The organism is Pseudomaricurvus alcaniphilus (assembly GCF_011440395.1).
GTDB lineage: Bacteria > Pseudomonadota > Gammaproteobacteria > Pseudomonadales > Cellvibrionaceae > Pseudomaricurvus > Pseudomaricurvus alcaniphilus.
Genome location: NZ_JAAOIX010000002.1, coordinates 118,726 through 143,611, shown reverse-complemented (window position 1 = coordinate 143,611; position 24,886 = coordinate 118,726). Strand labels below are relative to the sequence as shown.

Genomic DNA, 24,886 nt, shown 5'->3' with positions numbered 1-24,886 from the left:
TATGGGCTGGCTGGATGGCATTCGCTGGGTGGTAAAAGCGCTGAACAGCAATCGCCAGCGTACGCTGCTCACCACCCTCGGCATTGCCATTGGTATCATGGCCGTCACTCTGCTGACCTCTATTGGTGAAGGTCTCAGGGTATACCTGCTCGACAGCTTTTCCCAATTTGGCACACGTATTATTGCCGTTACCCCGGGCAAGGTAACCACCCAGGGCATGGCGGGTATGTTGAATTCCATCCGGCCGCTGACCATCGAAGACAGCGAGGCGCTGCGGGACTTGCCCTACGTGGAGTATGTGGTGCCCTTGGTGACCGGTACCGCGGAGGTAGAGGCCGGCCGCTTTCGCCGCCACAGCAATGTGTTGGCGGTCGGGCATGAGGGTGCCAGAGCCTGGAAGATGCGCGTCGCCCAGGGACAGTTCTTGCCCCAGGACGATCCGGTTGCGGCCCGTGCCCATGCAGTGCTGGGGGCCAGGCTCAAGCGGGAGCTGTTCGGCGCCCGCTCGCCACTGGGTGAGTGGGTGCGAGTGGGCGGGGTGCGCTTTCGGGTGGTGGGGGTGATGGAGAGCAAGGGCCAGATGCTGGGCTTTGACCTGGATGATGTGGTCTATATCCCGGTTGCCAGGGGCCTGCAGTTGTTTAACCGCGCCAGCCTGATGGAAGTCGATGTGGTGTTTTCGGAGCTGGCCAGCTCCGCGGACATGGCGCGCCGCATTCGCCAGCGCCTGCAGGCGCTGCACCGGGTGGAGGATGTCACCCTGTTCACTCAGGAGGATATGCTCTCCAGTCTCGATAATATTCTCGGCTTTGTCACTCTCACCATCGGCGCCCTGGGCGGTATCTCACTGCTGGTGGGCGCGGTGGGAATCCTCACCATAATGACCACGGCCCTGCACGAACGCACTGCCGAAATTGGCCTGTTGTGCGCCGTGGGTGCCTCCCGTGGGCAGATACTGATGCTGTTCCTGGGAGAGGCCATTCTGCTGGCCCTGGCCGGCGGCGCGCTGGGGGTTGGGCTGGCGGGTGGCTTGATACTGGCCGCTCACTGGCTGCTGCCCAACCTGCCGCTGCAGTTAAGCGTCATCTATGTGATGTTCGCGCTGCTGCTGGCCATGTTGGTTGGCCTGCTGTCCGGCATAGCGCCGGCGCTGCACGCCGCCCGGCTGAACCCTATTGAGGCCTTGCACAGCGACTGATGCCGACCCGCAGCGCGTAGCAATGTCTTGCAGCCAGGGGCAGCGCTGTCTGCAGGAGGGTGGGTACTCTATTGGCGCTGGAAACGTATCAGCTTTGGGAAAGAATGGCCTTATTACCCTTTTGAGTAAGCAAGCCCCCGCAGCCAGGCCTGCCATATTGCCAGCCACCTGGTTTTGGTGGTAATTGGGAACAATTAATTCTGGTATTTTATCTGTTCCGGCCTGGATGGAGCCCGGTTTGCAATCGATAAGATCGTTCAAAGTGATAGCGGTATTGCTGTTGGCGAGCTGTTTTCTGCTTGCCTGCGAGCGTCAGCCCGATGCCGGGGAGATGCTGGCGCGCTACGATTACCGTCTCGGTAACGCGCTGGAGCTGGCCGCTGGCGAGCGCGGGGCCCCGCCGCCCGGGGTCGAAGTTATCGAGTTACCGCGCTATCCCCAGCGGCGTGATCTGCTGCAACCGCTACAGCCACTGAATATCGGCTTGCTGGACTTTTTGCGCCTGTCTGACTGTGACCTGCAGCGTCTGCTGGGTGAGCGCAACAGTGTGCTCGGCAAGGTCATGGCCGGTTCCCAGCAGCTGCTTTATCACCACCAGTTTATCCGGTTGGCCGAGTTGTGCCTGGCGACCCTGGCGCAAGACACCGGTCGCAGTGACCTGCACGAGGCTCTGGAGCTGGCGTTGCGGGCCAAGCGCCAGGATTCCGTCAATATCGGCTGGAACGCCACCGCCGCCAGCGCTGAATTCCGGCAGCTGTTTTCCCTCGCCGATGGCCCGCTGTTGCCGGCCACTGCCGCCCTCAAGCCGACCGAGCTGTTGGTCAGCCTGCAACAGTTGGCGCGCATGCTGGCCATCACTGAGCCACTGCAGTCCAGTGAACTGGAAGCCTATTACCAGGTGGTGGGTAGCGCCAATATCGCCGGCCGCCTGCTGCTCAGCCAACAGCTGGTGGCCGTTCATCTGGACCGCTTGACGGCGCGTGTAGAAGCCGAACTCGACCGGCGACCGCTCTGTTACCGGGCCGCACCATCGCCCCGGGCGCGGGTGGCCGAACAGGTGTTCCTGCGTTTCTATATCGGTGAAGTGCAGCCTTACATCAGTGCGGTGCACCAGCAGAGCGTCTCCCTTGGGGCGGCACTGGAAACGCTGTTGGAGCCCTACCGGCCCTGGCCTGATCCCTTTGCGCGCTACTGGCAGCTGACCTGGAGCAGCCAGAATCAGGCCTCAGTCTGGCGTCGCTTCCAGTCGGCCGTGTCTGAGCATACGCAACTGTGGCAGAAAATGTTGCGCCAATGCGGTATGTCCCCGGGAGCGACACAAAGCGGTTAAAAAGGTGTGGCGGCACGGAGTAAATTTACAAAAGCTTCATTTTCTACTTTAATGAGTGAACATGGCTGGTAGTTATTGTAAAGTGGTTTTCTGCGCCACCGGGGTGCTCGGCAGACGATAGAGGGGAAGTCTGCCAGCGGAAATCTGCCGGCAGGACTTAGAGGGTTTTAGAGGCGCTCGTTACTTAAACAACCTGGCAGGACCCCTGCCCGGTATCAGGGAAGGTAAAACAATGAAGAATAACTCCAAGAGTCAGGAGGCTGAGCTCGCCAGCCAGATGGCCGTTGATAACAGCCTCGAAACCGTTCGCGACATTCTGTTTGGTGCCCAGGTCAGGGAGACTGAAAAGCGCGATGCCGAGCTCGAGTTGCTGATAAAAAATACCGCAGATAAGTTACGCAAAGACTTTGACCAACAAATCCACAGCCTGGAGCTCGCGCTGCAGCAGATGCAGGCATCGTTTAACAAGCGGGCGGAAGCAAGTGCTGCTGAGGTGGCCGATCGATTTCAACACCTGGATGAGGTGATTGCCAAGCTGGACAGCACCACCAAAGCGGCACAGCACGACCTCTATGAGACTTTGAATGCGGAGCGGGAGGCGCTGGCGCAACAGGCGGCGGGTTGGAATGAAGATTTAGCCCGCCAGTTGGAGTTGGTGCAGCAACAATTACAACACTCGAAAGCCGATCGCACCACGCTCGCCCAGTTGCTGCAAACCATGGCGACGTCGCTTCTGGGCGAGCAGAGCGCGCAGGCGCCCAGCAGCGATCAATCCTAGCCCTGGCCGTCGGGCAATGACAGTCGCCGCGCTGGATACGGAGCTGGAGCAAGTCAGGCAGATCCTGCTCGGTGATGAGTACCGGGACTTGCTCCGCTTTCGCTCCGCCTTGGAGGATGATCAACAATTTGTACGCCGTGTTGCGGCAGTAATTGCGGAGTCACTGCAGGCGCGCGCGGCCATCGACGACAGTGTCGCGGCGGTGCTTATGCCCACTATTGAGCGAGCCATTAGCGAGTCGATCGAGCAGGATCCGCGCAAGCTGGCGGTATCCTTGTACCCGGTGATGGGGCCGGCCATCCGCAAGTCGATTAGTGAAACCCTGCAGCAGATGCTGGACAGCGTCAATCAGCTGTTGGAGGCCAGTCTGTCGCTGCGGACGCTGCGTTGGCGCCTGGACGCCTGGCGCACCGGTCGCAGCTACGCCGAGATTGTCTTGCACAACACCCTCGAATACCGGGTGGAGCAGGTTTTCCTGATACACCGTGAGACCAGTTTGTTGCTACAGCACCAGGTTGCCGCTGGCGTCGAGGTCAGGGATGGCGACATGGTGTCGGGGATGTTGTCGGCCATCCAGGATTTTATCGAGGATTCCTTCTCCACTCACGAGGGCGATAACCTTGATACCTTGCGCCTCGGTGACCTTACCGTGGTGTTGCAGCGCGGTCCCTACGCACTGCTGGCGGCGGTGGTTCGCGGGCGCGTGCCGGAGCAGTTGCGGCACCAGCAAACAGTGATTCTGGAGAAAATACACCGCTTTAAACACAATCAATTGCGCGACTTTCGCGGCGATACCGATGAGTTTGCCGAGCTGGGCGAAGACCTGCGGCATCTGCTGACCCTGAAGCGCAAGTCCGACCGAAAAAGCGGGACAGGTAAAATACCCTGGCTGGCTGTGGTTGCCGTCATCACCCTGCTTGCCGCTGTCGGCTACTGGCAATACACAAACTATCAAGTGCGCCAGACAGACCGGCAGTTGCTGGCAGCACTGGAGCGGGAGCCGGGGCTGGTGCTGCTGCATGCTAACGCCAGCAGGGATGAACTGCAGGTGAGTTTGCTGGCGGACCCACTGGCGCGAGCGCCGGCGGACGTGGTCGGCGCGCAGGGGGGCGAGCGCGTGGTCCGGTTTGAGCTGCAGGGTTTTGTTTCGACTGAGCCTGAAATCGTGCGGCAGCGTGCTTACCGAATGTTCGTCCCGGATGAGCGGGTCAGTATCGAAATCAGCAATGGCACCTTGCGCCTGGACGGCCGGGCCACCTCCGATTGGCTGGCCGTGGTTAGCCGGCGCTGGCCTGACCTGGCCGGGGTGGATGCGCTGGATACCGACGCCCTCGAGGTTTACAACCCGAGACTGGAGCAGTTGGAGCAGTTAACAGCCGAGGTTGAAGCGCTGCATTTCTCTTTCGCCACCGGAGCTGCGGATATCGACCCCGATGGACGCGAGGTATCCACACTGGTGACAGCCATTCGCCGCCTCAACGACCTTCACTATCAGGAGTTCCAGCGGCCGGTGCAGCTGGATCTGGTGGGCTACACCGACGGCACCGGGCCGCGGGCAATCAATTCCCGTATTGGCCTCACCCGCGCCGAGGCTCTGCGCAAGGTTTTGCTGGCCCACGGGGTCGGCAATGTTGTGTTGAGAGTCTACAACAGCTTCGAGTATGAGGAGGACGGCTCCAGTGAGCGCAAAGCCAGGGTTGTGGTGCGATTCGATTAACGGAAACGATATGTTGCAAAAAAAAATCTGTTTGTTGGGGGCCTTTTCAGTCGGCAAAACCAGTTTGATCCGGCGCTTCGTCAACAGCATGTTTGACGCCAGGTACTTTACCACGGTGGGAGTTAAGGTGGATAAAAAGGTGGTGACAGTCAGCAGCGAGGAGGTGATGCTGCTGATCTGGGATATCTCCGGGGAGGATGAGTTCCAGCGCATGAGTGCCAGTTACCTGCGTGGCGCAGCCGGGTATGTGGTGGTGGTAGACGGTACCCGGCCGAAGTCCTACAACACCGCGCTGGCGGTGCAGCAAAGGGCGGTTAATGTGCTTGGGGATGTGCCGGCCGTTACTGCAGTCAATAAAGTTGACCTGGTGGATAGCTGGGTATTTACCCGGGAGCAGGAAGACAACCTGAAGCAAAAAGGCAGTGTGCTGTATACCAGTGCGAAAACGGGTGAGAATGTTGAGCAGCTATTTGAAGTGTTGGCGCGAGCGATTTTATGAACAGCATACTCAGCGGTGTAATCCAAAGCTTTGATATGGTTGCCCTCTGCGTCCAGGGCGACGGCCGGTTCCAGTTGCTGGGCCAGGCTACCCCCTGGTTTAATGAGCTGTTTGCCGGGAGCGCCCCACCCGGCGCTTTGCGGCTCGAAGGTAAGTCCTTGTTTCTGGACAATTTTTTGGTTGACGCGCGGGAGCATTGGGGGGCGCGAAAGGAGGGCAGCCTCAGTTCCGGCCCCTTCCTGGAAAGTGGTCTCGGCCAGGGTGACCACGCCCTCGAGGCTCGGGCCCTGCTGGTGGAGGGGCAGTGCGTATTGGTAATCGTCAATCTCGGTCAATCTTATGAAGTAAACCGCAAGCTGTTACAGGCGGCCCGGCAAAATTTGCTCAACCAGGAAATACTTGAATTGGAGGTGAGCAAGCGCACCGTCGCCATTCGCGACCGGCAGTTGGAGTTGGCGGCGAGGCTGATTTATGCCGCCGGGTTCCGGGATGAGGAGACTGGCGCTCACATCAAGCGTATCGGTTTGTATTCCGGGGAGATCGCCGCGCAGCTGGGCTGGTCGCCTTACGCGGTGGACGATATTAGAACCGCCGCCCCCATGCACGATATCGGCAAGATTGGTATCCCGGACAAGATCCTGAAAAAGCCCGGCCCCCTGTCGGCCAGTGAATTCACCATCATGAAAACCCACGCCTCTATCGGCGGGGAAATTCTCGGCGCCAGCGAAGTGCCGATGATTCAAATGGCCGCCGAGATTGCCAGCAATCATCACGAATGCTGGAATGGGCGCGGTTATCCACGCGGGTTGTACGGGGAGCATATACCGGAGGCAGCGAGGATTGTGGCCATCGTGGATGTCTACGATGCCCTGGTGCACGAGCGGGTGTACAAGCCGGCTCTACCGGAGGAGCAGGCATTGGCCATAATGGCGAAATCGGTCGGCATACAATTCGACCCGCGTATTTTCGAAGTGTTTTTGGCTAATATCGACACTATGCGGGCCATCAGGGAAGAGGTGAAAGATGAGAACTAGCGGCGACTTGCTGGCGTGGCCAGCTGCCAGTCACGACCGCTCGTGGGTGGTCGATACACGATTGCGCCCATGTTTCTTGGCGTCGTAGAGGGCGCTGTCCGCCCTGCGCAGTAAAGTGGCGGGCGTTTCGTTGTCTTGGAATTCAGCCACGCCAAAAGAGCAGGTGACTGGCTCTATCCCCGCCTCGCGGTCTGCGGCGATCAGGGCGCGAACCTTCTCCAGTCCTTGCTGGGCGGCCGCCAATGCCACTCCGGGCAAAATAATGACGAACTCATCGCCGCCCCAGCGCCCCAGTGTGTCACTGCCGCGTAAGTTCGCGCGCACAAGGCGACTGACGCGCTGTAGAACCAGGTCGCCCATATGGTGACCGTGCTGGTCGTTGATGCGTTTGAAGTAATCTATGTCGAACAGGGTGACTGACAGGGGTGAGCCATAGCGTTTGGCCCGGCCAATTTCACTGTCCAGCTCCTCTTCGAGTTTGTAGCGGTTGTAGATGCCGGTCAGCGGATCAGTGATACGCAGCCTTTCGATTTTAATGAGGCTGTTCTCAAGGGAGCTCTTGGCGCTGGTAAGTTCCCGGGTGCGCTGTTCAATCAGGTTTTCGATGGTTAATTGGTTACTGGCCAGCATTTCATTTTGCTGGCGCAAGCTGTCCCGGTTGCGTTTTTCTGCGTCAATATCAAGGTGAGCGCCAATCATCAGGGCCACTGACCCATCCGGGTTGCGCTCGACGATGCGGCCCTGGTCGCGAATCCACAGGTAGTCGCCGTCGCCCTTGCGGCAGCGATATTCGATTCGGTACTGGTTGCTGCGACCAAAAATATAATCTTCGAAGCACTCCATCACCGCAGGGTAGTCCTCCGGGTGGATGATGTTTTCCCAGGTCAGGGTGTCTTCTGCCAGGCCCGCACTGGCATCGTAGGCTAGCATGCGGTACCAGCTGGGGTTGCGTCGCACCTGGCCGCTGTTGCCGTTCCACTCCCAAACCCCCTCCTCGATGATGTCGAGGATGTAACGAAGACGCTTCTCTTGTTCAAGGGCTGTCACCTGGTTGCCTGTTACAGTCGCTTGTGATTCGGCCTCTTGCCATTCTGCATTGCCGTCACCCCTATCCATTTGCTGTATCCATTGGCCGTATCCATTTGCTTAATAGCGTGGTATTGCCTCGCGGTCAGACGGCTGCCAGGCGCAGTGACTTCCGGTCGAGTTGTTATCCTTGAATATTAGCAGCTAATTGGTGATGTACTAAGATACTGGCCGGGCTCCTTGTGCGCGTGGTTACTTGTATTTGGGATTGCTTGTGTTTTGGACTTCGTGGTTACGGGCTTGTTTGGCGATTGGTTCAACGGGCAGGCGATTTGGAGAGGGGTAGGGCGGGCAATAAAAAAGGCGTATCCGAAGATACACCTTTTTTGCTTGGGTTCTTGCCCGAAAGATCGGGTCTGAATCCCGCTCCTGACGCTCTGTTAAGAACCCCGGGAGCTTTAAGCTGGGTACGTGGCCAAATTAAATGGCAACGATGTTCTCAGCTTGAGGACCTTTCTGGCCCTGGGTAACGGTGAACTCAACGCGCTGGCCTTCGGCCAGGGTTTTGAAGCCGCTGCTCTGAATGGCGCTGAAGTGAGCAAAAACGTCCGGGCCGGACTCCTGCTCAATAAAACCGAAACCTTTAGATTCGTTGAACCACTTGACAGTACCAGTAACTTTGTTAGACATAATCATATCCTGAAATTTAATAAAAACAATGAGCCCTATACCGGGCGCGGGTAGCACGAAATGAGACTGCTACTTTGAAACTACAGGACGAGGTTACGAAAAAACAACGAAATGGAGTACTGAACAAGAGCGTTTCTTTCTAGCTGTGGGTGAGTCTATAGGTATTGCTGGATTTGTCAATGGATTAACCGCAGATATTTGCGGGTGAACTGGGGGCTGTTCTCTATATTTACTGTTGTTTGCTCGGCGCGGGCCTGCCGCCAGCTCGCGGGGCTGCTGGCGGCTCCAGGGGGCCGGTCTCTCAGGGGTTGGTAGTCGGCGCTGGGGCAGAGTTTTGCAGGGGCGGCAGGGTGGAGAAACCCTCGATAAGCTTGTCGTTCCAGGCCCGGTTCAATTGCTTGAGGTAATTACTGTCCTCCAGCAGGTGATAGGATTCACCCAGCACAAAGCTGTTGCTGCTGTAGAGCTGGATATCGATGGGGGGACCGACGGTGAGGTTACTGCGCATGGTGGAGTCCATGGACACCAGGGCGCAGAGCGCTGCGGTGTGCAGGCTGGTGTCGGGCTTGATGATGCGATCGAGTATGGGTTTGCCGTACTTGCTCTCCCCGATTTGCAGGAAGGGGGTGTCCTTGGAGGTGGTGATGTGGTTGCCCTCCGGGTAGACCATCGCTATTTGTGGCGGGTGCCCCTGGATTTGACCACCGATAATAAAGGTCGATGTATAAGCGTTGCCCCCACCGGTTTTGGCCTGCTGGGCGAGGCTGAGTTCACCCAGGTAATCCGCCGCTTCGTGCATGTCGTTGACCGTATACAGGTTGACGGGCTCCAGTTTGGCAATGTCTTTCTCAATCCTGGCAATCACCCCCTGTGTGGTGGCCAGGTTGCCGGCGGACATAATGACGAACTGGCGGTTTCCTTCAATGCCAAAGCGGAACATTTTCGAGTAGGTATTAATCTGGTCGACGCCGGCACTGGTGCGGGAGTCGGAGCAGAAAGCAATACCATCGTTCACAATAACGGCAACACAATAGGTCATAAAATAAATTAATCCGGGGTCTGGCGGGTGAGATTTGCGCTACTGTAACGTTGTAGCGTGCGGGTCACAAGCGGCCAGTCAAGTTTCTGCCTGGCGTCGCCGCGGGGTTGACGTGACGCAGCGGTTTACTGGTCGAGGAAATCCTTTACATCGCGGATAAACTTGTCGGTGCGGTCGTGGTGCAGCCAGTGGCCGGCATTTTCATAGAGCTCCACCCGTGCGTCGCGGAAGTGCCGGGCGCGGCCGTCCTCGGCGGGGTTTGAGGCCCAGCTGTTGGCACCGTAGAGCAGCAGGGTGGGGCAGGTAATGGCTTGCCACAAGCTTTCGAGGTCGGCCTGGCTGAGACGGACGGGCTCCGGCAGGCGCATGTAATTGTCGAACTTCCAGCTGTAGCTGCCGTCTTCATTCTGGCTGATGCCGTGGGTGGTTAAATGCCGGGCCTGGGTGTCGCTGAGGTAGCTGTTCTCGCTTTTCATGCGCGTGTAGGCCTCCTCCAGGGTGGCGTAGCGCTTGGGCTGGCGGCCGGCGGCGGCGCGTTTATCGTCGATCCATTGACACAGGCGCTGGGCCAGGGGTTTGGCACTGATCTCGGCCTGCAGTTGCGGCGACGGGCCGAGGCCCTCGATAACCACCAGCCTGGCAACATTCTGCGGATAGAGTCCGGCGTAACGCAATGCGACTCCGCCCCCCAGCGAGTGCGCGACAATATTCACCGGGGCCAATTGCAGCTGGTGCACCAGCTGGGCGAGGTCATAGGCGTGGGACATCATGGAGTAGTTGCCCTCCGGCGACCAGGCGCTATCGCCATGGCCGCGCAGGTCGACGGCGATCACATGCCACTGATCTGCCAGGGCCTGGGCGGTCCAGTCCCAGCTGCGGCAGTGGTCCAGGCTGCCGTGGACCAGCAATAATGGCGGCGCATCGGGGTTGCCCCAGTCGACATAGTGCAGTTGCAGGCGCTGGGACATAAAACGGTGGGAGGTGGGGCGGATTGTCATAACGAATAACACTGAATACGGTGGTGAAAATCGGTAACATTAGAACAAGATTAAAACGCCGTCACAATCCGCTGGCCCCAAATACGATAGCGCTGGCTACCGATAGCAAGGGTTACCGGCGACAAACCTGCAAGCCCTGGGCCCGGAACTCTGGCCCGCATATACAGGCCCTCGAATTACAGGATAGCACCATGAACAGACCGGGATTCGCTCTCCCTGCCGGCACACTGCTGCGGCCACGCCGTAGCAGCGCCCGCAGCCTCTCTCTCGCAGTTGCGCCCGCTGCAACTATTCGCTGCACTGCTTTGACGTCCATAGCCATGGGATGCGCCAGTCGATGACCCAGGAACTGCTTACCGAATATATTGAAAAGCTGCTGCTCCACTTTGCTGAGGAGGATGGCGAGGAACTGTACCGGCCGTTGGTGCTTGCCGCCCAGGAAGAGCTGAGTGCCGAGCAGATGGCGCTGTTGCTGGAGGCAATTCCAGCCCAGTTCCGGTCGCTGGTCTGGGCCAACCTGGAGGAAGAGGTGCAGCGTGACACCTTCCTCTACATGCTCGACGGCAGCCGCAAGATTTTACTCAAACAGCTCGGCGATGAAGACTGCAAGCAGCTGCTGGAATCGCTGAGTGCCGAAGATTTACTGGAGTTGGCGGAGGAGCTGCCGGACCGCTTTCTCAACTACGCCTACGGCAAGCTGGATACGGAGGAGCGCGACCGCTATGAACAGGCCTCCAGATATGACGTGGAAGAGCTGGGCCACTGGGTCAGCTTTGACTGCCCCCAGGTCTCCCAGCGCCTGACCTCCACCAGTGCCCGCAACGTGCTGAAGAAAGATGCGGTGCGCTACATGGAAGCGATTTACACCACCGACAAGGGCGGCCGCCTGGTGGGCGAAGTCAGTTTGCAGGACTTGTACGAAGCGCCGCCGGCCACCCCCCTGAGCGCGATCCAGCAGCTGCAGCCGGAGGCGCTGCAGGCCCGCCAGGATATTGATGAGGCGGTCAATCAGCTGATTCATTCGGAGCGCCTGGCGCTGCCGGTGGTGGATGAAGACGGCTTACTGATCGGTCGCTTTGATATAGGTTCCGCCTACGAACACAGGCAGGAAATCACCGATTACCAGGTCGCCCAGGCCGGTGGTCTGGCGGATGAGGAAGAATTGTTTGCGCCGGTCTGGCGCAGCAGTAAAAACCGCGCCGTGTGGCTGGGGGTGAACCTGGTCACAGCGCTGCTCGCCTCCTGGTTTATCGGTATGTTTGAAGCCACCCTGCAGGAGGTGGTGGCGCTGGCGGTATTGATGCCGGTGGTGGCCTCCATGGGGGGTATTTCCGGCAGCCAGACCCTGACCGTAATGGTGCGCGGCCTGGCCATGGGCCAGGTCACCAGTGCCAACCTCAAGGCCCTGCTGCACAAGGAGTTCAAGGTGGGTTGCGTCAATGGTGTGGTGTGGGCGCTGGTAATTGGCCTGGTGGCGTACCTCTGGTTTGGCAGCTGGCTGCTGGGGGCCACCATTTGCGTGGCGATTTTGCTCAATATCATCGCCGCGGTGATTGCCGGGGTCTATGTGCCGTCGCTGCTGGATCGCCTCAACTTTGACCCGGCCCTGTCCGGCGCGGTAATTCTCACCACGGTGACGGATATCGTTGGCTTTGTGGTATTCCTGGGGCTGGGCTCACTGTGGTTGCTTTAAACTGGCCGCGATGAGACAGGTGAGGGCCCCCGGTACTAGTCATCGGAGGTCAGCAAAAATGTCTGGGAGGGGTCGACCAGCACCCGGTTGCCCATGCCCTCCCGCCCCAGCAGCATCAGGAAGCTCATGTCGGAGCGGTCGGTGAGGGTGATTTCAATGGGCCAGGAGTCACCCCCCAGTTGCATTGTGGTGCGGATAACGTAACGCTCCTGGGATTCACCGTTGGAAGACTTCACATTGCGTATATCGTGCAGGCGGGACTCACACTCAATGACGCTTTCGACGTGATGGACATCCGGGTGGATGTCAAACTTCACCCAGGGGCGGCCGTTTTTCTTGAACGTGACCAGGTTGTCCACATGCAGGGACGAGGTTTTGGCGCCGGTGTCGACGCGTATCTGCAGGTCCTGAATGCCTATATCTGGCAAATTGCACACTTCCAGGTTGCCGATGATGACTTTTTTTGGGCTCTTGTTGGTCATTTGCAAAGCTCTCGTTGTGGGTCGGTGATGAGCGGGATTATAGCTGGCCGGTTAGCGCCTGCTGCTTATGAGTCTTCTTCTACTCCGCTCTCGGTGGGCAGCAGTGCACCCTGCATGAGTTCGATATTCTCGACAATTTCCTCATCCCGCTCGGTAAAGTAGGCGATGTGAAACATGGCGTCGCCCTGTTGCACCAGGGGGATGTTTTGCTTGCCAATAATAATCCCGGAGCGCGGCGCCTTGACTGTGTCGAAGATGGCCCCCAGAGGGTTGCCAATGGTAGCCAGGGGGTCGCCTTTTTGCACCTGGTCGCCGAGACTTTTCAGGTTATTGACGATGCCGCTGTGGCTGGCTCGGGTCCAGGCGCTGGTGTTGGCTACGAAGGGACGTATCGGGTGCTTGTGGGGCTTCCTTTTAATCATATTGAGGTGCAGCAGAATATTGCCGATCCCCCGGACACCGGCGCGGATCGACAGTTCATCGAAGCGCAGCGCCTGCCCCGCTTCGTACACCAGCACCTTGGTGTCCGACTCTACCGCTGCCTGCCGCAATGAGCCGTCTCTCAGGTTGGCATTGAGCAACACTGGCACCCCGAACTCCTCCGCCAGGGTCAGGGTTTCCTTGTCTTTCAGGTTGGCGCGAATCTGCGGCAGGTTGGAGCGATGAATGGCGCCGGTGTGCAGGTCTATGCCATATTCGCACTGTTTGACAATTTCGGTGAGAAAGGTGTGCGCGACGATGCCCGCCAGCGAGCCTCTGGGCGAGCCGGGAAAACAGCGGTTCAGGTCGCGTCGATCGGGCATATAGCGGCTCTGGTTGAGTACGCCGTAGACGTTGACCATGGGCACCAGGATCAGGCTGCCGCGCAAAATCTTCAGGGTTTTCTGCTTGATCAGGCGGCGAATAATTTCGATGCCGTTGAGTTCGTCGCCGTGCACCGCGGCCGAGACAAACAGGTTGGGGCCGGGCTTTTTGCCCCGGATAACGTGTACCGGCATGCTGATGTCGGTGTCGGTATAAAGGCGCACCACCGGCATTTCAATCTGCGCCGTTTCGCCTGCTGGAACTTCCACCCCGCCAATCGTCAATGAAGACATAGCTGTTTACCCCTGGTTGTCGAATTATTACAGTCCAATTATCACAGTCCAATTATCAGGGATTCTGTGATGGATTCACCCTCGAGCCAATCGCCGTATGAGAGCCTGGATAACGATTGTCGTTTTCCTCGTATTTGCAATGGCTACGGGTTGCCGAAAATGGGGCTGCATCTCTTCTCTCTTTGCCTCCGCAGGAGCCCCTGAATGACTCCGGGGCATGCTAGCCTTTGCCCCGGGTTCTGGTGTTGTGGGGCTTGGCGTTTTCTTCGATAAACTTGAAGATCATAGCGGCAACATCCTTATTGGTCGCCTGTTCGATACCCTCGAGTCCGGGCGAGGAGTTGACCTCCATCACCACCGGGCCGTGGGAGGATTGTAAAATATCCACGCCACAAACATTCAGGCCCATCACTTTGGCGGCATTGACCGCGGTGGCCCGCTCCGCGGGGCTCAGTTTGACCAGGCTGGCGGAGCCACCGCGGTGCAAATTGGAGCGGAACTCACCCTCCGCGCCCTGGCGCTTCATGGCCGCCACCACCCGATTACCAATCACCAGGCAGCGAATGTCTGCGCCGCCGGCTTCTTTGATAAATTCCTGCACCAGGATATTGGCTTTCAGGCCAATAAACGCCTCCATGACACTCTCCGCCACCTTGTTGGTGTCGGCCAGCACTACGCCGATGCCCTGGGTGCCCTCCAGCAGCTTGATCACCACCGGCGCGCCGCCCACATTCTTGATTACATCCTTGATATTGTCGGCCTTGTTGGCAAAGCCGGTGCGGGGCAGGCCAACCCCTTTACGGGATAATAGCTGCAGCGAGCGCAATTTGTCTCGCGAGCGGCTGATCGCCACGGATTCGTTGACGCTAAAGGTGCCCATCATTTCAAACTGGCGTACAACCGCGGTGCCGTAGAAGGTGATAGAGGCACCGATGCGCGGGATAACCGCGTCGTAGTGGGGCAGCGCCTGGCCGTGATAGCGAACAGTGGGGTTACTCTTGGTAATGTCCATATAACAGTGCAGGGTATCGATAATATCGACCTCGTGCCCCCGGGCCTCTCCCGCTTCCCGCAGGCGGCGGGTGGAGTACAGGTTTGCATTGCGGGACAAAACAGCGATTTTCATTCTCAATTGCTCCTCATGCTTGATATCGGCGAGCAACAGCGTCACTGTAGCACAGTTGATTCGCAGTTTGATTGGGGCTCCCCGAGCGGCGCGGATTGTGGCAGATTCCAGGGCGATCAACTATTAAAAATTGACCCTGTAAGCATCCTTTTCCAATTCTGCCCACAGCCCCGCCCAGGCGCTTTGCCAACTCCCGCCGGGGGCTGCCATTTGCCGCTGCGGCGCTGTAAAAGCCTGTCGAGGGTCTGTTATTATGATCGGCGTGAAGATGCGGTGAGCGCAGGTATAATTGTCCTTGCATATCCCCCGGTCAGCGGCTATAACGCCAGATTGTTCTACCCCTCCAGGCGTGTCTCGCCTGGCCACTATCCTTTCGCGCCAGTGCCCGGTCCAGGCCCGGCAGGCCAGCCAATCGGAGCTCGAGTGTTATGGCATTGCCGGCTGAAGATTTTTCTCTATCGACCTTTGGGCATGCGGTTGCGGCCGGGGTGCCGATGCACCTCCTCAATATCGTTTCGCTGTTGACCCGCAGCCCCAGTGTGGTGGGTGCAGAGCACTCCTTTTTCCGGGTGTTGCAGCGTGAATTGGAAGAGCGCGGCGCTCAGGTCAGTTGGTACGAGGGGGTACTGGTGGCGCACGGTGCCAGGCCCCACAGCCTGATGTTATCCGCGCACATCGATCGTCATGGCTTGATCTGCACCGGGCCAAACGAATTCCAGTACGCCGCTTTTGTGGCCGGCGCTCGCTCCGACCTGCTCGGCAACTCGGTGGACGAGCAGTTGATCAGGAAGGTGGTAAACCGCTATATCGACGACAAGGTCTATGCCTACGAGCCCTGGTCGGGGGTCTATCGCGGTTCGGGCAAGATCAAGGGCAGCCGGGTGTGCGAGTTTCGCAATAACCTGATTTTTGAACTGGAAGGCCTGGAGCATCTGGTGGCGGGCACCCCGGTGGCGTTTCTGGATAATCTCAAGGTCACCAATGAGGCACTGGTGGGGCAGTTGGACAATGTACTCACTGCGGCGGTGCTGGTCTATCTGTTTGAACTGGGTTTTGAGGGCACCGCCTTTTTTACCGCCCAGGAGGAAGCGGGCAAGAGTTGGCGCTATCTGCTCGAGTGGTTTCGCCGTTTTGGCGGTTCCACCAACCAGTTGATCGTGGTCGACACCAGCCCTTTCCCTGACTTCGCCGCGACCCAAAAACAACAACTGGTATTGCGCACCAAAGACGCCAATGCCGGTTTTAATGGCGAGCTGACCGCCAAGCTGGAAGACCTCTGCAGTCGCCTTGGCTTCAGTTACCAGTTCAAGGACCGCTATGTCGAAAACCGCAATAAGGAGCTTATCCGTCGCGGCGAGGATCCGGGGTCGCTGGGCTCGACGGAAATGGGGCGCATTATCGCGGCTTCCAAGGGGCTGGTGGACGGCACGACATTGCAAATCCCTACCTGCGGCTATCACACCCTGGCCGAAACCGCACCGCTCGAATCCGTGGCAGCGTTTCTGCAGGTGTTGATGGATTTGGCGGATATACCTAACACATCAGTTACAGGTTGAACGAACTCATGTTAAAAACACTAATTGTTACTGACCAGGACCACGACGGACTCGAGGTCGAAGGGGTGGAGGTACTGCCCTTTGATCGCTACCTGAGGGATTACCCCAAGAAGAACGAACCCAAGACCCGGGTGATCAACCTGTGCGACACAGAGCTGTACCTGAGCAAGGGCTACTACTGCTCGCTGCTGGCCGAGGCGCGCGGGCACAAGGTGCTGCCCAGTGTGCGCACCATTAATCAACTGGCCAGCGCGGACGATGATATCTACCTGCAGGCCAAGATGCCGTTGAGTCAGGTACTGGCCGACGGCGCCAGCGATACCTTTTTTATCTATTTTGGCGAAGTGGAAGACCAGGCCTTTAAGAAAATTGCCAGCAGGATCTACGCCAGTTTTCCCGCGCCGCTTTTACTTGTTACCCTGCGGCGCCAGGGGGAAAACCTGTTTTACAGTGTTACCCAGCAGTCCCTGCAGGATCTGAATTCGCAGCAACAAACTTTTTTCTTCGAACAGCTAAACCAGTTTACGGTGCAGGTGTGGCGCTCGCCGTCCTCGAAGAAACGTTACCGCTGGGATATGGCGATCCTGGTCAACCCGGATGAGCCCACTCCGCCCAGTGACAAGGCAGCGATCAAACGTTTTATTAAAGCGGCGGAAAAGTTTGGTATCTACGCCGAAACCGTGACCGCGGAGTCGCTGGGGCAAATCAGCCGGTACGATGCACTGTTTATCCGTGAGACAACGGCGATTAACCATCATACCTACACCCTGGCGCGCAAGGCTGAGGACGCCGGCCTGGTGGTTATGGATGATCCTGACTCCATCCTGCGCTGTTGCAACAAGGTGTTCTTGCACGATGCGTTCAGTTATCAGGATGTGCCCAGCCTGAAAACCCGGGTGATTACCACCTGCGGTGACGACGTGCTGGATGAGCTGGAGCAGGAGTTCGAATATCCGATGGTGTTGAAAATCCCGGAGGGATCCTTCTCCAAGGGTGTCTTTAAGGTCAGCGAGAGGCAGGAGTTGCGGGCTCGACTGGAGGAGCTGTTCCAATCGTCGGCGTTGGCCCTGGTGCAAGAATACCTGTACACCGATTTTGACTGGCGCATAGGGGTGTTGAACGGTCGCGCGATCTACGCCTGCCGCTATTTAATGGCGCGCAATCACTGGCAGATATACAACCATGAGTCCAAGCGCTTCAATTCCGGTGGCTTTGAAACACTGCCTACCTTCGAGCTGCCCAAGAAAGTCATGGATGCGGCCATCAAGGCGGCGGGCGTGGTTGGACGCGGCTTGTACGGTGTCGACATGAAGCAGAAAAACAATAACGTCTATGTTATCGAAGTCAACGACAACCCCAGCCTCGAGCACAAGGTTGAAGACGCCTACCTGGGCGATGAATTATACATGCTGATTATGTCCGAGTTTTATCAGCGCCTAGAGCGAAGAGGGCGTTAACTTGGCGCCGCAAGTACAAAATAAACCGGCGCCCGGCGAGATTGAGCTGCGGACGCCGGATATAGAAGACCTGGAAGCCCTGGTTGGCCTGGAGAATAAAAGCTTTACCACCGACAAACTCAGTCGCCGCAGCTTTCGCCACTGGCTGACCAACGCCAAATGCAACTTCCTGGTTGCCGAACGGGACGGGCAGCTGCTGGGTTACGGGCTGGTCTTGTTGCAGCAGGGTACCCGCCTGGCCCGCCTGTATTCCCTTGCCGTGGATCCCGCCGCCCGCGGCCTCGGTTTGGGCGAGCGGATGCTGTTGCAACTGGAAGAGCTGGCGGTAGAGTCCAAGCGCCTGTTTATGCGGCTGGAAGTGGAAGAAGGTAATCGCCGCGCCATCGACCTGTACGAGAAGCTGGGCTATAAGCAGTTTGGTGAAATTCCGGATTACTATGAAAATCACAGCCGGGCGTTGCGTATGCAAAAGTGCATTCGCAGAATCAACGCGGCGCAAATTTCTCATCCCTGCCTGTGGTACCAGCAGACCACGGATTTCACCTGTGGTCCGGCGGCACTGCTGATGTCCATTGCCAGCCAGAGCCCCGGCTTTAAACCCTCGCAGGAGCAGGAGCTGGATATCTGGCGCCAGGCCACGACAATTTTTATGACCACCGGTCACGGTGGCTGCCACCCGATCGGGCTGGCGCTAGCGGCGCAGGATATGGGTTTTGAGGCTGAAGTAGTGGTGAACAACGAAGCGCCGTTATTCCTGGATGGCGTCCGCTCGCAAGACAAGAAAAAGATCGTCTCCCTGGTGGATCGACAGTTTCGCGACAAGGCCCAAAGCCGGCAAATTCCGGTAAAAATAGAACAGCTCGAGCTGCAGCATATCCGCTCCTGGCTGGCGGGCGGCTATACGGTCATGGTGCTGATTAGCACCTACCGTTTTGAAGGGCGCAAGGCCCCCCACTGGGTAATGGTGACCGGCATGGATGAGCTCTGCATGTACGTGCACGACTCGGATATTGGCGAGCACATGCAGGACGCACTGGATTGCCAGCACGTGCCCATCGCCCTGGCGGACTTTTCCAAAATGGCCAGTTACGGCGCCAATAAAATGCGCACCGCGGTGGCCATCAGGCGACGCTAGTGCGGGGTCGTAGACAGGGATTTTACAGAACACGCCACTAGCGTCGATTTATTATTTTGGCCCGGCCTTTAGCCCTGAAGGCAGACTTCATCGCATGGCCTCCGCTGCGCTTAGCCTGGAAAAACCACCTGACTCAAGCAGCGCACACGCCGAGGCCGGCACGGCAGCCGGTTTGAATTAGCACGGGCGCTTTGTTAGGATAAAAGGGATCTGATCAAGTGTTTTGGCGCTGTTTGGCCAAGCTTGACGATTTCATGCTTTATTCCAGCTGTATGGCTGGATGCTAAACGTTCTTGCAATTGGCTTGTAGTATTGTTTTGCAAAGCAGGTTGGTGCAATTGCCGGGAGCGACAGTAACAACCCCCAACGGTACTGCGGTTGGTCGATGGTTAGTCGGTCAGTTTGCCCGGCAGTTGTCGAGCAGAGTGGACTTTGCGTGGCAGGATGCAAGCAGAGTGGGCCCCCGGGTTGACAGGTTTTCACGTTGAGCGCGATCTGGAAACTGCTGTTGTAGCCACTGCGAACGTTTTTTTGCCGGCCACATGTCCCAGCGGGCATGGCTGAGTGCAAAAGCCATCATTTACTGTTTATAAATGACAATGTAGTTAGTTATAGACAACAATTAATTCCGGAAGAGGTATGGTTCCCTTAATAATGCCAATCGGCGCACTGCTGGTTGGCATTGCGTTACTGTTATTGGGCAGCGGTTTGTTGAATACGCTGCTGGCACTGAAAAGTGAATTGGAAGGATATAGCGGCGCTACACTTGGCCTGATTATGTCCGGTTATTTTATCGGCTTCTTCGTCGGTACCTTGCTCGCCCTGCCGCTGATACGGCGGGTGGGGCATGTTCGCGCGTTTGCCTGTTGCGCGGCACTGGTTGCCAGTTCGGTGCTCTTGCACATATTGTTGGTCGACCCTTTGGCCTGGCTGCTGATCCGAATCCTGACGGGTATCGCGCTGGTAATTCTCTACACTGTGATAGAGAGCTGGCTCAACGGCCAAACTCCTGCCGATAAACGCGCCCGCGTGTTCGCTATCTATATGACTGTCAATCTCGGAGCCCTGGCCCTGGCCCAGCAGTTGTTGCGTTTCGACACCAGTATTTCCCATCTGTTGTTTGTGCTGGCGGCAATCCTGGTGTGCCTGAGTGTGGTGCCCGTGACCTGGACCCGTTTGCAGCAGCCCGAGGTACACAACGTCGAGCGCCTGAAATTGCGCCAGCTGTGGCAGACTGCGCCGGTGGCCATGGCCGGTTCGTTGCTGTCCGGCCTGGCCATGGGGGCATTCTGGGGGCTGGGCGCCGCCTATGCTACCCGGGTCGGCCTGGCGGTCAACGACGTGGCCATGTTTATCAGCTGCGGGATTCTCGGCGGTGCGATCTGCCAGTTTCCACTGGGACGCTACTCCGACAGTCGCGATCGGCGTCGGGTGCTGGCGCTGGTGAGCCTGGCGGCGGCGCTGCTGGCACTGGCGGTGCTCTGGTTATCCGCTTCCACTATGCTGCTGTTTATCGCCATTGCTGCCTATGGCGGCGTGGCGTTTGCCGTCTATCCCCTTGCCGTTGCCCATATGGTCGACCACTTGCAACCGCAGTCCATGCTCGCTGGCGGCAGTGCGCTGTTGCTGGTGCACGGTATAGGTGCGGTGCTGGGACCGCTGTTGGCCGGCCAGTTTATGCAGGTATTGGGAGCCAACGGTTTGCCACTCTACTGGCTGGTAACCCAGGCCCTGTTAGCGCTGTTTGCGTTCTGGTCGCTGCGGGCTGGTGAGGCGGAAGACCCGGCTGAACACGGTGCAGAATTTATCGCCATGGTGCGAACCACCCCGGCGGCGTTGGAAATGTTACCTCAGGAAGAAAGCGAACCGGACGCGCACGGAGTTTGGGGTGGCGAGCACAGCGGGGCCGGGCATTGAGCCGGTTGCCGTATTCTCGATTATAAATCAGCAAGGAGATTAGAATGCTTTTAGCCACAGACCTGGATGGATCGTTTTTAGCCGGCACCCCGGAAAAACGCCATCAACTCTACCAGTTGATCACCCTGCACCCGGATCTGGAGCTGGTGTTTGTCACCGGCCGCGGCCTGGAGTCGGTGATACCGCTGCTTTCCGACCCTACAATCCCAACTCCGTCCTACATCATCTGTGACGTGGGCGCGACCGTGGTGGACGGTAGCAGCTTGCAGCCGGTGCAGCCGCTGCAGGCGGAGATCGATGCCCGCTGGCCGGGGGAATACGCGGTAGAGCAGGCGGTGGCGGACCTGCCCGGTCTGCAGCGCCAGGATGTACCGCAAGAGCGTCGCTGTTCATTTTACTGCGAGGCGGAGGCCGTTACCGACGAACTTAGCCGCATTGCCAAAAAGCTGGGCTGCGACATGTTGTACTCGGCCGAGCGCTACCTGGATTTCCTGCCCGCCGGCGTCAACAAAGGCTCAACCCTGAAGGCGCTTACCGAACTGCTGGAAAAAGACAGTGAAAGAGTGCTGGTGGTGGGCGATATGCTCAACGACCTGTCGCTGTTCAGCTACGATTTTCACGGCGTGTGTGTTGGCAAGTCGGAAGCTGCATTGCTGCGTGCCACCAGCCAACTGGAGCATGTCTATCACGCTCGTGAGGCGGGCTGCGGGGGCATACTCGAAGCCATCGAGCACTTCGATCTGCTGGCCAACAAGAGCTACGGCGCCGAGGCCCGCAAGCAGCCGGAGCCGGGCAAATCCGATCTGGTGATTGTCTACCACCGCCTGCCATTCGAGGAGTATATTCAAAATGGCAAGGTCCAGCAGCGCCAGCCGAGCTCGCCCAACGGCATTATTCCCACCCTGTTGAGCTTTTTCGCCAGCGGTACCAAGGGCTCCTGGATTGCCTGGTCGACGGTGGAAGAAGAAGTGAGTAATTTCCAGCGCCGAACACCGGTGGATAAAGACTTGTACCCCAACTTGACCGCTTCCAAGGTGTCCCTGAGTCGGGAAGAGGTGGATATATTCTACAAGCGATTTTCCAAGGAGGCCTTCTGGCCAACACTGCACACCTTCTGGGAGCAGGCCACCTTTCGCGAGGATCACTGGCAGGTTTTTCTTGAGGTAAATCGCAAGTTTGCCGAGCATGCGGCTACGGAAGCGGCGGTGGGGGCCGTGGTGTGGGTGCACGATTACAACCTGTGGATGGTGCCGGCGGTGCTGCGTGAGCTGCGCCCGGATGTCACCATTGCCTTTTTCCATCACACTTATTTTCCATCGGCCGACGTTTTCAATGTGCTGCCCTGGCGGCGGGATATTATCGGCAGCTTGCTGCAGTGCAATTTTATCGGCTTTCACATTCCGCGCCAGGCAGAGAACTTTGTCGATGTGGCGCGTGGTGTCATGCCCCTGAAGGTGAAGGAAAGGATCAGTTGTGCGCCCAGGTTCCTGACATACGGTTGCGCCATGGGTTTGGAGGAAATGACCAGCCTGATTGACGTTGGCGGGCGCGAGATCCGGCTCGGGGCGCTGCCGGTGGGGCTGGATGTGGATCGTATTCGGGCGGCGCTGGAACGGCCTTCGGTTAAAAAGAAGGCGCAGGCCCTGCGGGCTGAACTCAGCGGCAATAGGGTGATTTTGTCGGTGGAACGGCTGGATTACACCAAGGGTATTCTGCCCAAGCTGGAGGCGTTTGAGCTGCTGCTGGAGCAGCATCCGGAATTGATGGGTGATGTCACCCTGGTGACTATCTGCGTGCCGGCGGCCAAGGAAATGACCATTTATGACGATCTGCAAACCCAGATCGAGCAGACGGTGGGACGTATTAACGGTCGCTTTGCCAAAGTTGGCTGGACACCGATCCAGTTCTTTTTCCGCGCCTACCCCTTCGAGGACCTGGTCGCGTTCTACAGCCTCGCCGATATCATGTGGATTACGCCGTTGCGTGACGGCCTCAACCTGGTGGCCAAGGAGTTTGTCGCCACCCAGGGAATCCTGGGCGGCAAGGGTGTGCTGGTGCTGTCGGAGTTTGCCGGTGCCGCCGCCGAGTTGCGCGGCGCCCTGTTGACCAACCCCCACGATCCCCACGACCTGGTCAACACCTGCTTCCAGGCATTGACCATGGATGAGAGTGAAGCCGTAAGCCGCATACGGGAGGCTTTCGAGGTGGTCCGGCACAATGATATTCGCGCCTGGGGCGACGAATTTATGCAAGTGATCGACACCTGCCGGACGGCGCCCGCGATTGCGGCCGCTGCTCCCGAATCGAAGTAAGGCGATAAACCGGTTGCCGGTGTCGCAGCGGACGCGATACCGGGCCGGGGCATTGGCCGCCGCATTGTCCTGCGGTTTATGTGCCTGACCTGGTTTTGGCCTGCGCTCCAGCCTCTCCCTTCCGCTTCTTTCCCCTGATGTGCAAGCTCGCCAGTGCCCAAACCCGTAATTGAGCACCCGGGCTCGGCTTGAAAAAATCCCCTCCTACCCCGAAATAGTAGTTGTTGATGGCTGGCTTGCCGGTACCTGGTCGGGGCCGGGTCACGGGGCTCTTGTCCGGCACGCCGGCTACCGACATGGGTCTGCTACTCAGCACCTAAATCAGGCCCCCGTGGGAGTAATTTCACTTTTTGCACTGTCATACAACTACTGCTTTGCCGGAGGAGAAACGAAGCGTGTCAATCAAACAGAATCGAAACCAATATTTTGGCCTGGTAACGGGAGCCCTGTTGGGGTTAATGCTGGCTGTATTGCAGGTGCAACCGGCCGTGGCGGCACTGCCAATGGTGGACTCGGAGGGCAAATCCCTGCCCACCCTGGCGCCCATGTTGCAGCGGGTCAATCCGGCGGTAGTCAATATCTCGACCTACTCGACCACGCAGTTCACCAACAACCCGCTGCTGAATGATCCGTTTTTCCGCCACTTCTTCAATCTCCCTGATCAGCGCCAGCGCCAGCAGCAAACGCCGAAAAAGCGCCAGCAAAGTGCCGGCTCCGGGGTGATCGTGGACGCGAAAAAAGGCATCGTAATGACCAACTACCACGTCGTCAAAAATGCTGACGAGGTGCGGGTATCGCTGGTGGACGGGCGCAGTTACGAGGCCAAGGTGGTGGGCTCGGACCCGGAGCTGGATGTGGCAATTCTGGAAATTGACGCCGACAAGTTGACCGCACTGGCCATTGCCGACTCGGCCCGCCTGCAGGTGGGTGACTTTGTGGTGGCCATTGGCAACCCCTTTGGTCTCGGCCAGACCGTGACCACCGGGGTGGTGAGTGCCCTCGGCCGCAGTGGTCTCGGCATTGAAGGTTATGAAAATTTTATCCAGACCGATGCCTCGATTAACCCTGGTAACTCGGGCGGTGCACTGGTCAATCTCAACGGTGAGCTGGTCGGTATCAACACCGCGATTATCGCCCCCGCTGGCGGTAACGTCGGTATTGGCTTTGCTATTCCCGCCAATATGGCCAAGGCCAGCATGGTCCAGATCCTGGAGCACGGTGAGGTCAAGCGCGGCCAGCTGGGTATTGGCATCCAGGATATTACCCCGGACCTGCGCGAGGCGTTTGAATTGAATAACGGCCAGCAGGGCGTTCTGGTCAGCAACGTGCTGCAGGGATCGCCGGCGGAAAAAGCCGGCCTCAAGGCAGGTGATGTGGTTCTGGAAGTGGACGGCCAGGCGTCCGAGTCGACCGGCAAGCTGCGCAGTTTGATCGGTATGAAACGCATCGGCGAGAGTGTTAAATTGACGATTTTGCGCGATGGCAAGCAGAAGACAGTCAAGGTCAACATCGGTGACCAGCAGTCGGTGGTCAGCGGGGACAGCGACTTGCACCCCTTGCTGGAAGGTGCAAGATTCGAAAACAACCCCGACGGCGACGGAGTGGTAATCGCGATGCTGTCACCGAATTCCGCCGCGGCCTACAGTGGCTTGCGCCCCGGGGATATTATCATCGGGGCCAACAAGCGCCGGGTGAAAGATCTGGAATCCCTGCAGGCGGCCTTGCGCTTGAGCAAATCTTCGGTGCTGCTGCAGGTTAATCGTGGTGGGGCGCTGTTTTATATTGTGATCCGCTAGCCGCTC

General features: G+C 58.2%; 20 protein-coding genes. 13 read left to right on the top strand and 7 right to left on the bottom strand.

Annotated features, from left to right (window positions below; all coding sequences use genetic code 11):
* Position 1: 1 nt before the first annotated feature.
* From G8764_RS06730 to G8764_RS06705, 6 genes are all read left to right on the top strand, one after another.
* On the top strand, positions 2–1,198 hold the full coding sequence (locus tag G8764_RS06730; RefSeq protein WP_166163422.1) for an ABC transporter permease: 1,197 nt from the start codon (positions 2–4) through the stop codon (positions 1,196–1,198).
* A 238-nt stretch (positions 1,199–1,436) separates the two neighbouring features.
* Entirely contained in the window at positions 1,437–2,528 is a 1,092-nt protein-coding gene (locus G8764_RS06725) for a DUF3080 family protein (protein ID WP_166163420.1), read from the top strand.
* 232 nt (positions 2,529–2,760) lie between these two features.
* Complete coding sequence (locus tag G8764_RS06720) at positions 2,761–3,306, top strand: hypothetical protein (RefSeq protein ID WP_166163418.1); 546 nt, start codon at positions 2,761–2,763, stop codon at positions 3,304–3,306.
* 16 nt (positions 3,307–3,322) lie between these two features.
* Positions 3,323–5,023 carry an OmpA family protein gene (locus tag G8764_RS06715; RefSeq protein ID WP_166163416.1) on the top strand — a complete coding sequence of 567 codons (1,701 nt, stop codon included), beginning with the start codon at positions 3,323–3,325 and terminating at the stop codon, positions 5,021–5,023.
* A 10-nt stretch (positions 5,024–5,033) separates the two neighbouring features.
* The gene (locus G8764_RS06710; protein ID WP_166163414.1) at positions 5,034–5,522 is read left to right on the top strand and encodes a Rab family GTPase; all 489 of its coding nucleotides are present in this window, start codon (positions 5,034–5,036) and stop codon (positions 5,520–5,522) included.
* Complete coding sequence (locus tag G8764_RS06705) at positions 5,519–6,556, top strand: HD-GYP domain-containing protein (RefSeq protein ID WP_166163412.1); 1,038 nt, start codon at positions 5,519–5,521, stop codon at positions 6,554–6,556. The genes G8764_RS06710 and G8764_RS06705 overlap by 4 nt, the downstream gene beginning before the upstream one ends.
* A gap of 30 nt (positions 6,557–6,586) precedes the next feature.
* Here G8764_RS06705 and G8764_RS06700 read toward each other — a convergent pair whose 3' ends face one another.
* The 4 genes from G8764_RS06700 to G8764_RS06685 form a co-directional block, all read right to left on the bottom strand.
* Positions 6,587–7,672, bottom strand: coding sequence for a sensor domain-containing diguanylate cyclase (locus G8764_RS06700; protein WP_166163410.1), 1,086 nt, complete (start codon positions 7,670–7,672; stop codon positions 6,587–6,589).
* Between the two features lie 390 nt (positions 7,673–8,062).
* Complete coding sequence (locus G8764_RS06695) at positions 8,063–8,272, bottom strand: cold-shock protein (protein ID WP_166163408.1); 210 nt, start codon at positions 8,270–8,272, stop codon at positions 8,063–8,065.
* A gap of 301 nt (positions 8,273–8,573) precedes the next feature.
* Positions 8,574–9,311: a proteasome-type protease gene (locus G8764_RS06690; RefSeq protein WP_166163406.1), complete on the bottom strand. Its 738-nt coding sequence runs from the start codon at positions 9,309–9,311 to the stop codon at positions 8,574–8,576.
* Between the two features lie 125 nt (positions 9,312–9,436).
* Positions 9,437–10,309, bottom strand: coding sequence for an alpha/beta fold hydrolase (locus G8764_RS06685; RefSeq protein WP_166163404.1), 873 nt, complete (start codon positions 10,307–10,309; stop codon positions 9,437–9,439).
* A gap of 337 nt (positions 10,310–10,646) precedes the next feature.
* Here G8764_RS06685 and G8764_RS06680 point away from each other — a divergent pair, with 337 nt between their 5' ends.
* Positions 10,647–12,002, top strand: coding sequence for a magnesium transporter (locus G8764_RS06680; RefSeq protein WP_166163402.1), 1,356 nt, complete (start codon positions 10,647–10,649; stop codon positions 12,000–12,002).
* Between the two features lie 35 nt (positions 12,003–12,037).
* On the opposite strand, the gene G8764_RS06675 is transcribed toward G8764_RS06680, so the two are convergent.
* The 3 genes from G8764_RS06675 to rimK all read right to left on the bottom strand — a co-directional run bounded on the left by G8764_RS06675 (position 12,038) and on the right by rimK (position 14,707).
* Entirely contained in the window at positions 12,038–12,484 is a 447-nt protein-coding gene (locus G8764_RS06675) for an ATP-dependent zinc protease family protein (protein ID WP_166163400.1), read from the bottom strand.
* A 65-nt stretch (positions 12,485–12,549) separates the two neighbouring features.
* Positions 12,550–13,581 carry a succinylglutamate desuccinylase/aspartoacylase family protein gene (locus G8764_RS06670; protein WP_166163398.1) on the bottom strand — a complete coding sequence of 344 codons (1,032 nt, stop codon included), beginning with the start codon at positions 13,579–13,581 and terminating at the stop codon, positions 12,550–12,552.
* A 220-nt stretch (positions 13,582–13,801) separates the two neighbouring features.
* On the bottom strand, positions 13,802–14,707 hold the full coding sequence (gene rimK / locus G8764_RS06665) for a 30S ribosomal protein S6--L-glutamate ligase (protein ID WP_166163396.1): 906 nt from the start codon (positions 14,705–14,707) through the stop codon (positions 13,802–13,804).
* A gap of 428 nt (positions 14,708–15,135) precedes the next feature.
* On the opposite strand from rimK, the gene G8764_RS06660 reads away from it, so the two are divergent.
* The 6 genes from G8764_RS06660 to G8764_RS06635 all read left to right on the top strand — a co-directional run bounded on the left by G8764_RS06660 (position 15,136) and on the right by G8764_RS06635 (position 24,880).
* Complete coding sequence (locus G8764_RS06660; RefSeq protein WP_207951739.1) at positions 15,136–16,263, top strand: zinc-binding metallopeptidase family protein; 1,128 nt, start codon at positions 15,136–15,138, stop codon at positions 16,261–16,263.
* A gap of 8 nt (positions 16,264–16,271) precedes the next feature.
* Entirely contained in the window at positions 16,272–17,720 is a 1,449-nt protein-coding gene (locus G8764_RS06655; RefSeq protein WP_166163394.1) for a RimK family protein, read from the top strand.
* Between the two features lies 1 nt (position 17,721).
* A complete protein-coding gene (locus tag G8764_RS06650) occupies positions 17,722–18,855 on the top strand; it encodes a GNAT family N-acetyltransferase/peptidase C39 family protein (protein WP_207951738.1) in 1,134 nt (377 codons plus the stop codon).
* A gap of 639 nt (positions 18,856–19,494) precedes the next feature.
* Positions 19,495–20,772: an MFS transporter gene (locus tag G8764_RS06645; RefSeq protein WP_166163392.1), complete on the top strand. Its 1,278-nt coding sequence runs from the start codon at positions 19,495–19,497 to the stop codon at positions 20,770–20,772.
* 44 nt (positions 20,773–20,816) lie between these two features.
* Positions 20,817–23,084, top strand: coding sequence for a glucosylglycerol-phosphate synthase (ggpS, locus tag G8764_RS06640; protein ID WP_166163390.1), 2,268 nt, complete (start codon positions 20,817–20,819; stop codon positions 23,082–23,084).
* A gap of 458 nt (positions 23,085–23,542) precedes the next feature.
* The gene (locus tag G8764_RS06635; protein ID WP_166164113.1) at positions 23,543–24,880 is read left to right on the top strand and encodes a DegQ family serine endoprotease; all 1,338 of its coding nucleotides are present in this window, start codon (positions 23,543–23,545) and stop codon (positions 24,878–24,880) included.
* The last annotated feature ends 6 nt before the right edge of the window (positions 24,881–24,886 follow it).

Excerpts from the sequence above, each read along its gene's own strand:
- G8764_RS06730 (WP_166163422.1), top strand. The coding sequence starts at position 2 with ATGGGCTGGCTGGATGGCATTCGCTGGGTGGTAAAAGCGCTGAACAGC.
- G8764_RS06720 (WP_166163418.1), top strand. The coding sequence starts at position 2,761 with ATGAAGAATAACTCCAAGAGTCAGGAGGCTGAGCTCGCCAGCCAGATG.
- G8764_RS06715 (WP_166163416.1), top strand. The coding sequence starts at position 3,323 with ATGACAGTCGCCGCGCTGGATACGGAGCTGGAGCAAGTCAGGCAGATC.
- G8764_RS06710 (WP_166163414.1), top strand. The coding sequence starts at position 5,034 with ATGTTGCAAAAAAAAATCTGTTTGTTGGGGGCCTTTTCAGTCGGCAAA.
- G8764_RS06705 (WP_166163412.1), top strand. The coding sequence starts at position 5,519 with ATGAACAGCATACTCAGCGGTGTAATCCAAAGCTTTGATATGGTTGCC.
- G8764_RS06700 (WP_166163410.1), bottom strand. The coding sequence starts at position 7,672 with ATGGATAGGGGTGACGGCAATGCAGAATGGCAAGAGGCCGAATCACAA.
- G8764_RS06695 (WP_166163408.1), bottom strand. The coding sequence starts at position 8,272 with ATGTCTAACAAAGTTACTGGTACTGTCAAGTGGTTCAACGAATCTAAA.
- G8764_RS06690 (WP_166163406.1), bottom strand. The coding sequence starts at position 9,311 with ATGACCTATTGTGTTGCCGTTATTGTGAACGATGGTATTGCTTTCTGC.
- G8764_RS06685 (WP_166163404.1), bottom strand. The coding sequence starts at position 10,309 with ATGACAATCCGCCCCACCTCCCACCGTTTTATGTCCCAGCGCCTGCAA.
- G8764_RS06680 (WP_166163402.1), top strand. The coding sequence starts at position 10,647 with ATGACCCAGGAACTGCTTACCGAATATATTGAAAAGCTGCTGCTCCAC.
- G8764_RS06675 (WP_166163400.1), bottom strand. The coding sequence starts at position 12,484 with ATGACCAACAAGAGCCCAAAAAAAGTCATCATCGGCAACCTGGAAGTG.
- G8764_RS06670 (WP_166163398.1), bottom strand. The coding sequence starts at position 13,581 with ATGTCTTCATTGACGATTGGCGGGGTGGAAGTTCCAGCAGGCGAAACG.
- rimK (WP_166163396.1), bottom strand. The coding sequence starts at position 14,707 with ATGAAAATCGCTGTTTTGTCCCGCAATGCAAACCTGTACTCCACCCGC.
- G8764_RS06660 (WP_207951739.1), top strand. The coding sequence starts at position 15,136 with ATGGCATTGCCGGCTGAAGATTTTTCTCTATCGACCTTTGGGCATGCG.
- G8764_RS06655 (WP_166163394.1), top strand. The coding sequence starts at position 16,272 with ATGTTAAAAACACTAATTGTTACTGACCAGGACCACGACGGACTCGAG.
- G8764_RS06645 (WP_166163392.1), top strand. The coding sequence starts at position 19,495 with ATGGTTCCCTTAATAATGCCAATCGGCGCACTGCTGGTTGGCATTGCG.
- ggpS (WP_166163390.1), top strand. The coding sequence starts at position 20,817 with ATGCTTTTAGCCACAGACCTGGATGGATCGTTTTTAGCCGGCACCCCG.
- G8764_RS06635 (WP_166164113.1), top strand. The coding sequence starts at position 23,543 with ATGCTGGCTGTATTGCAGGTGCAACCGGCCGTGGCGGCACTGCCAATG.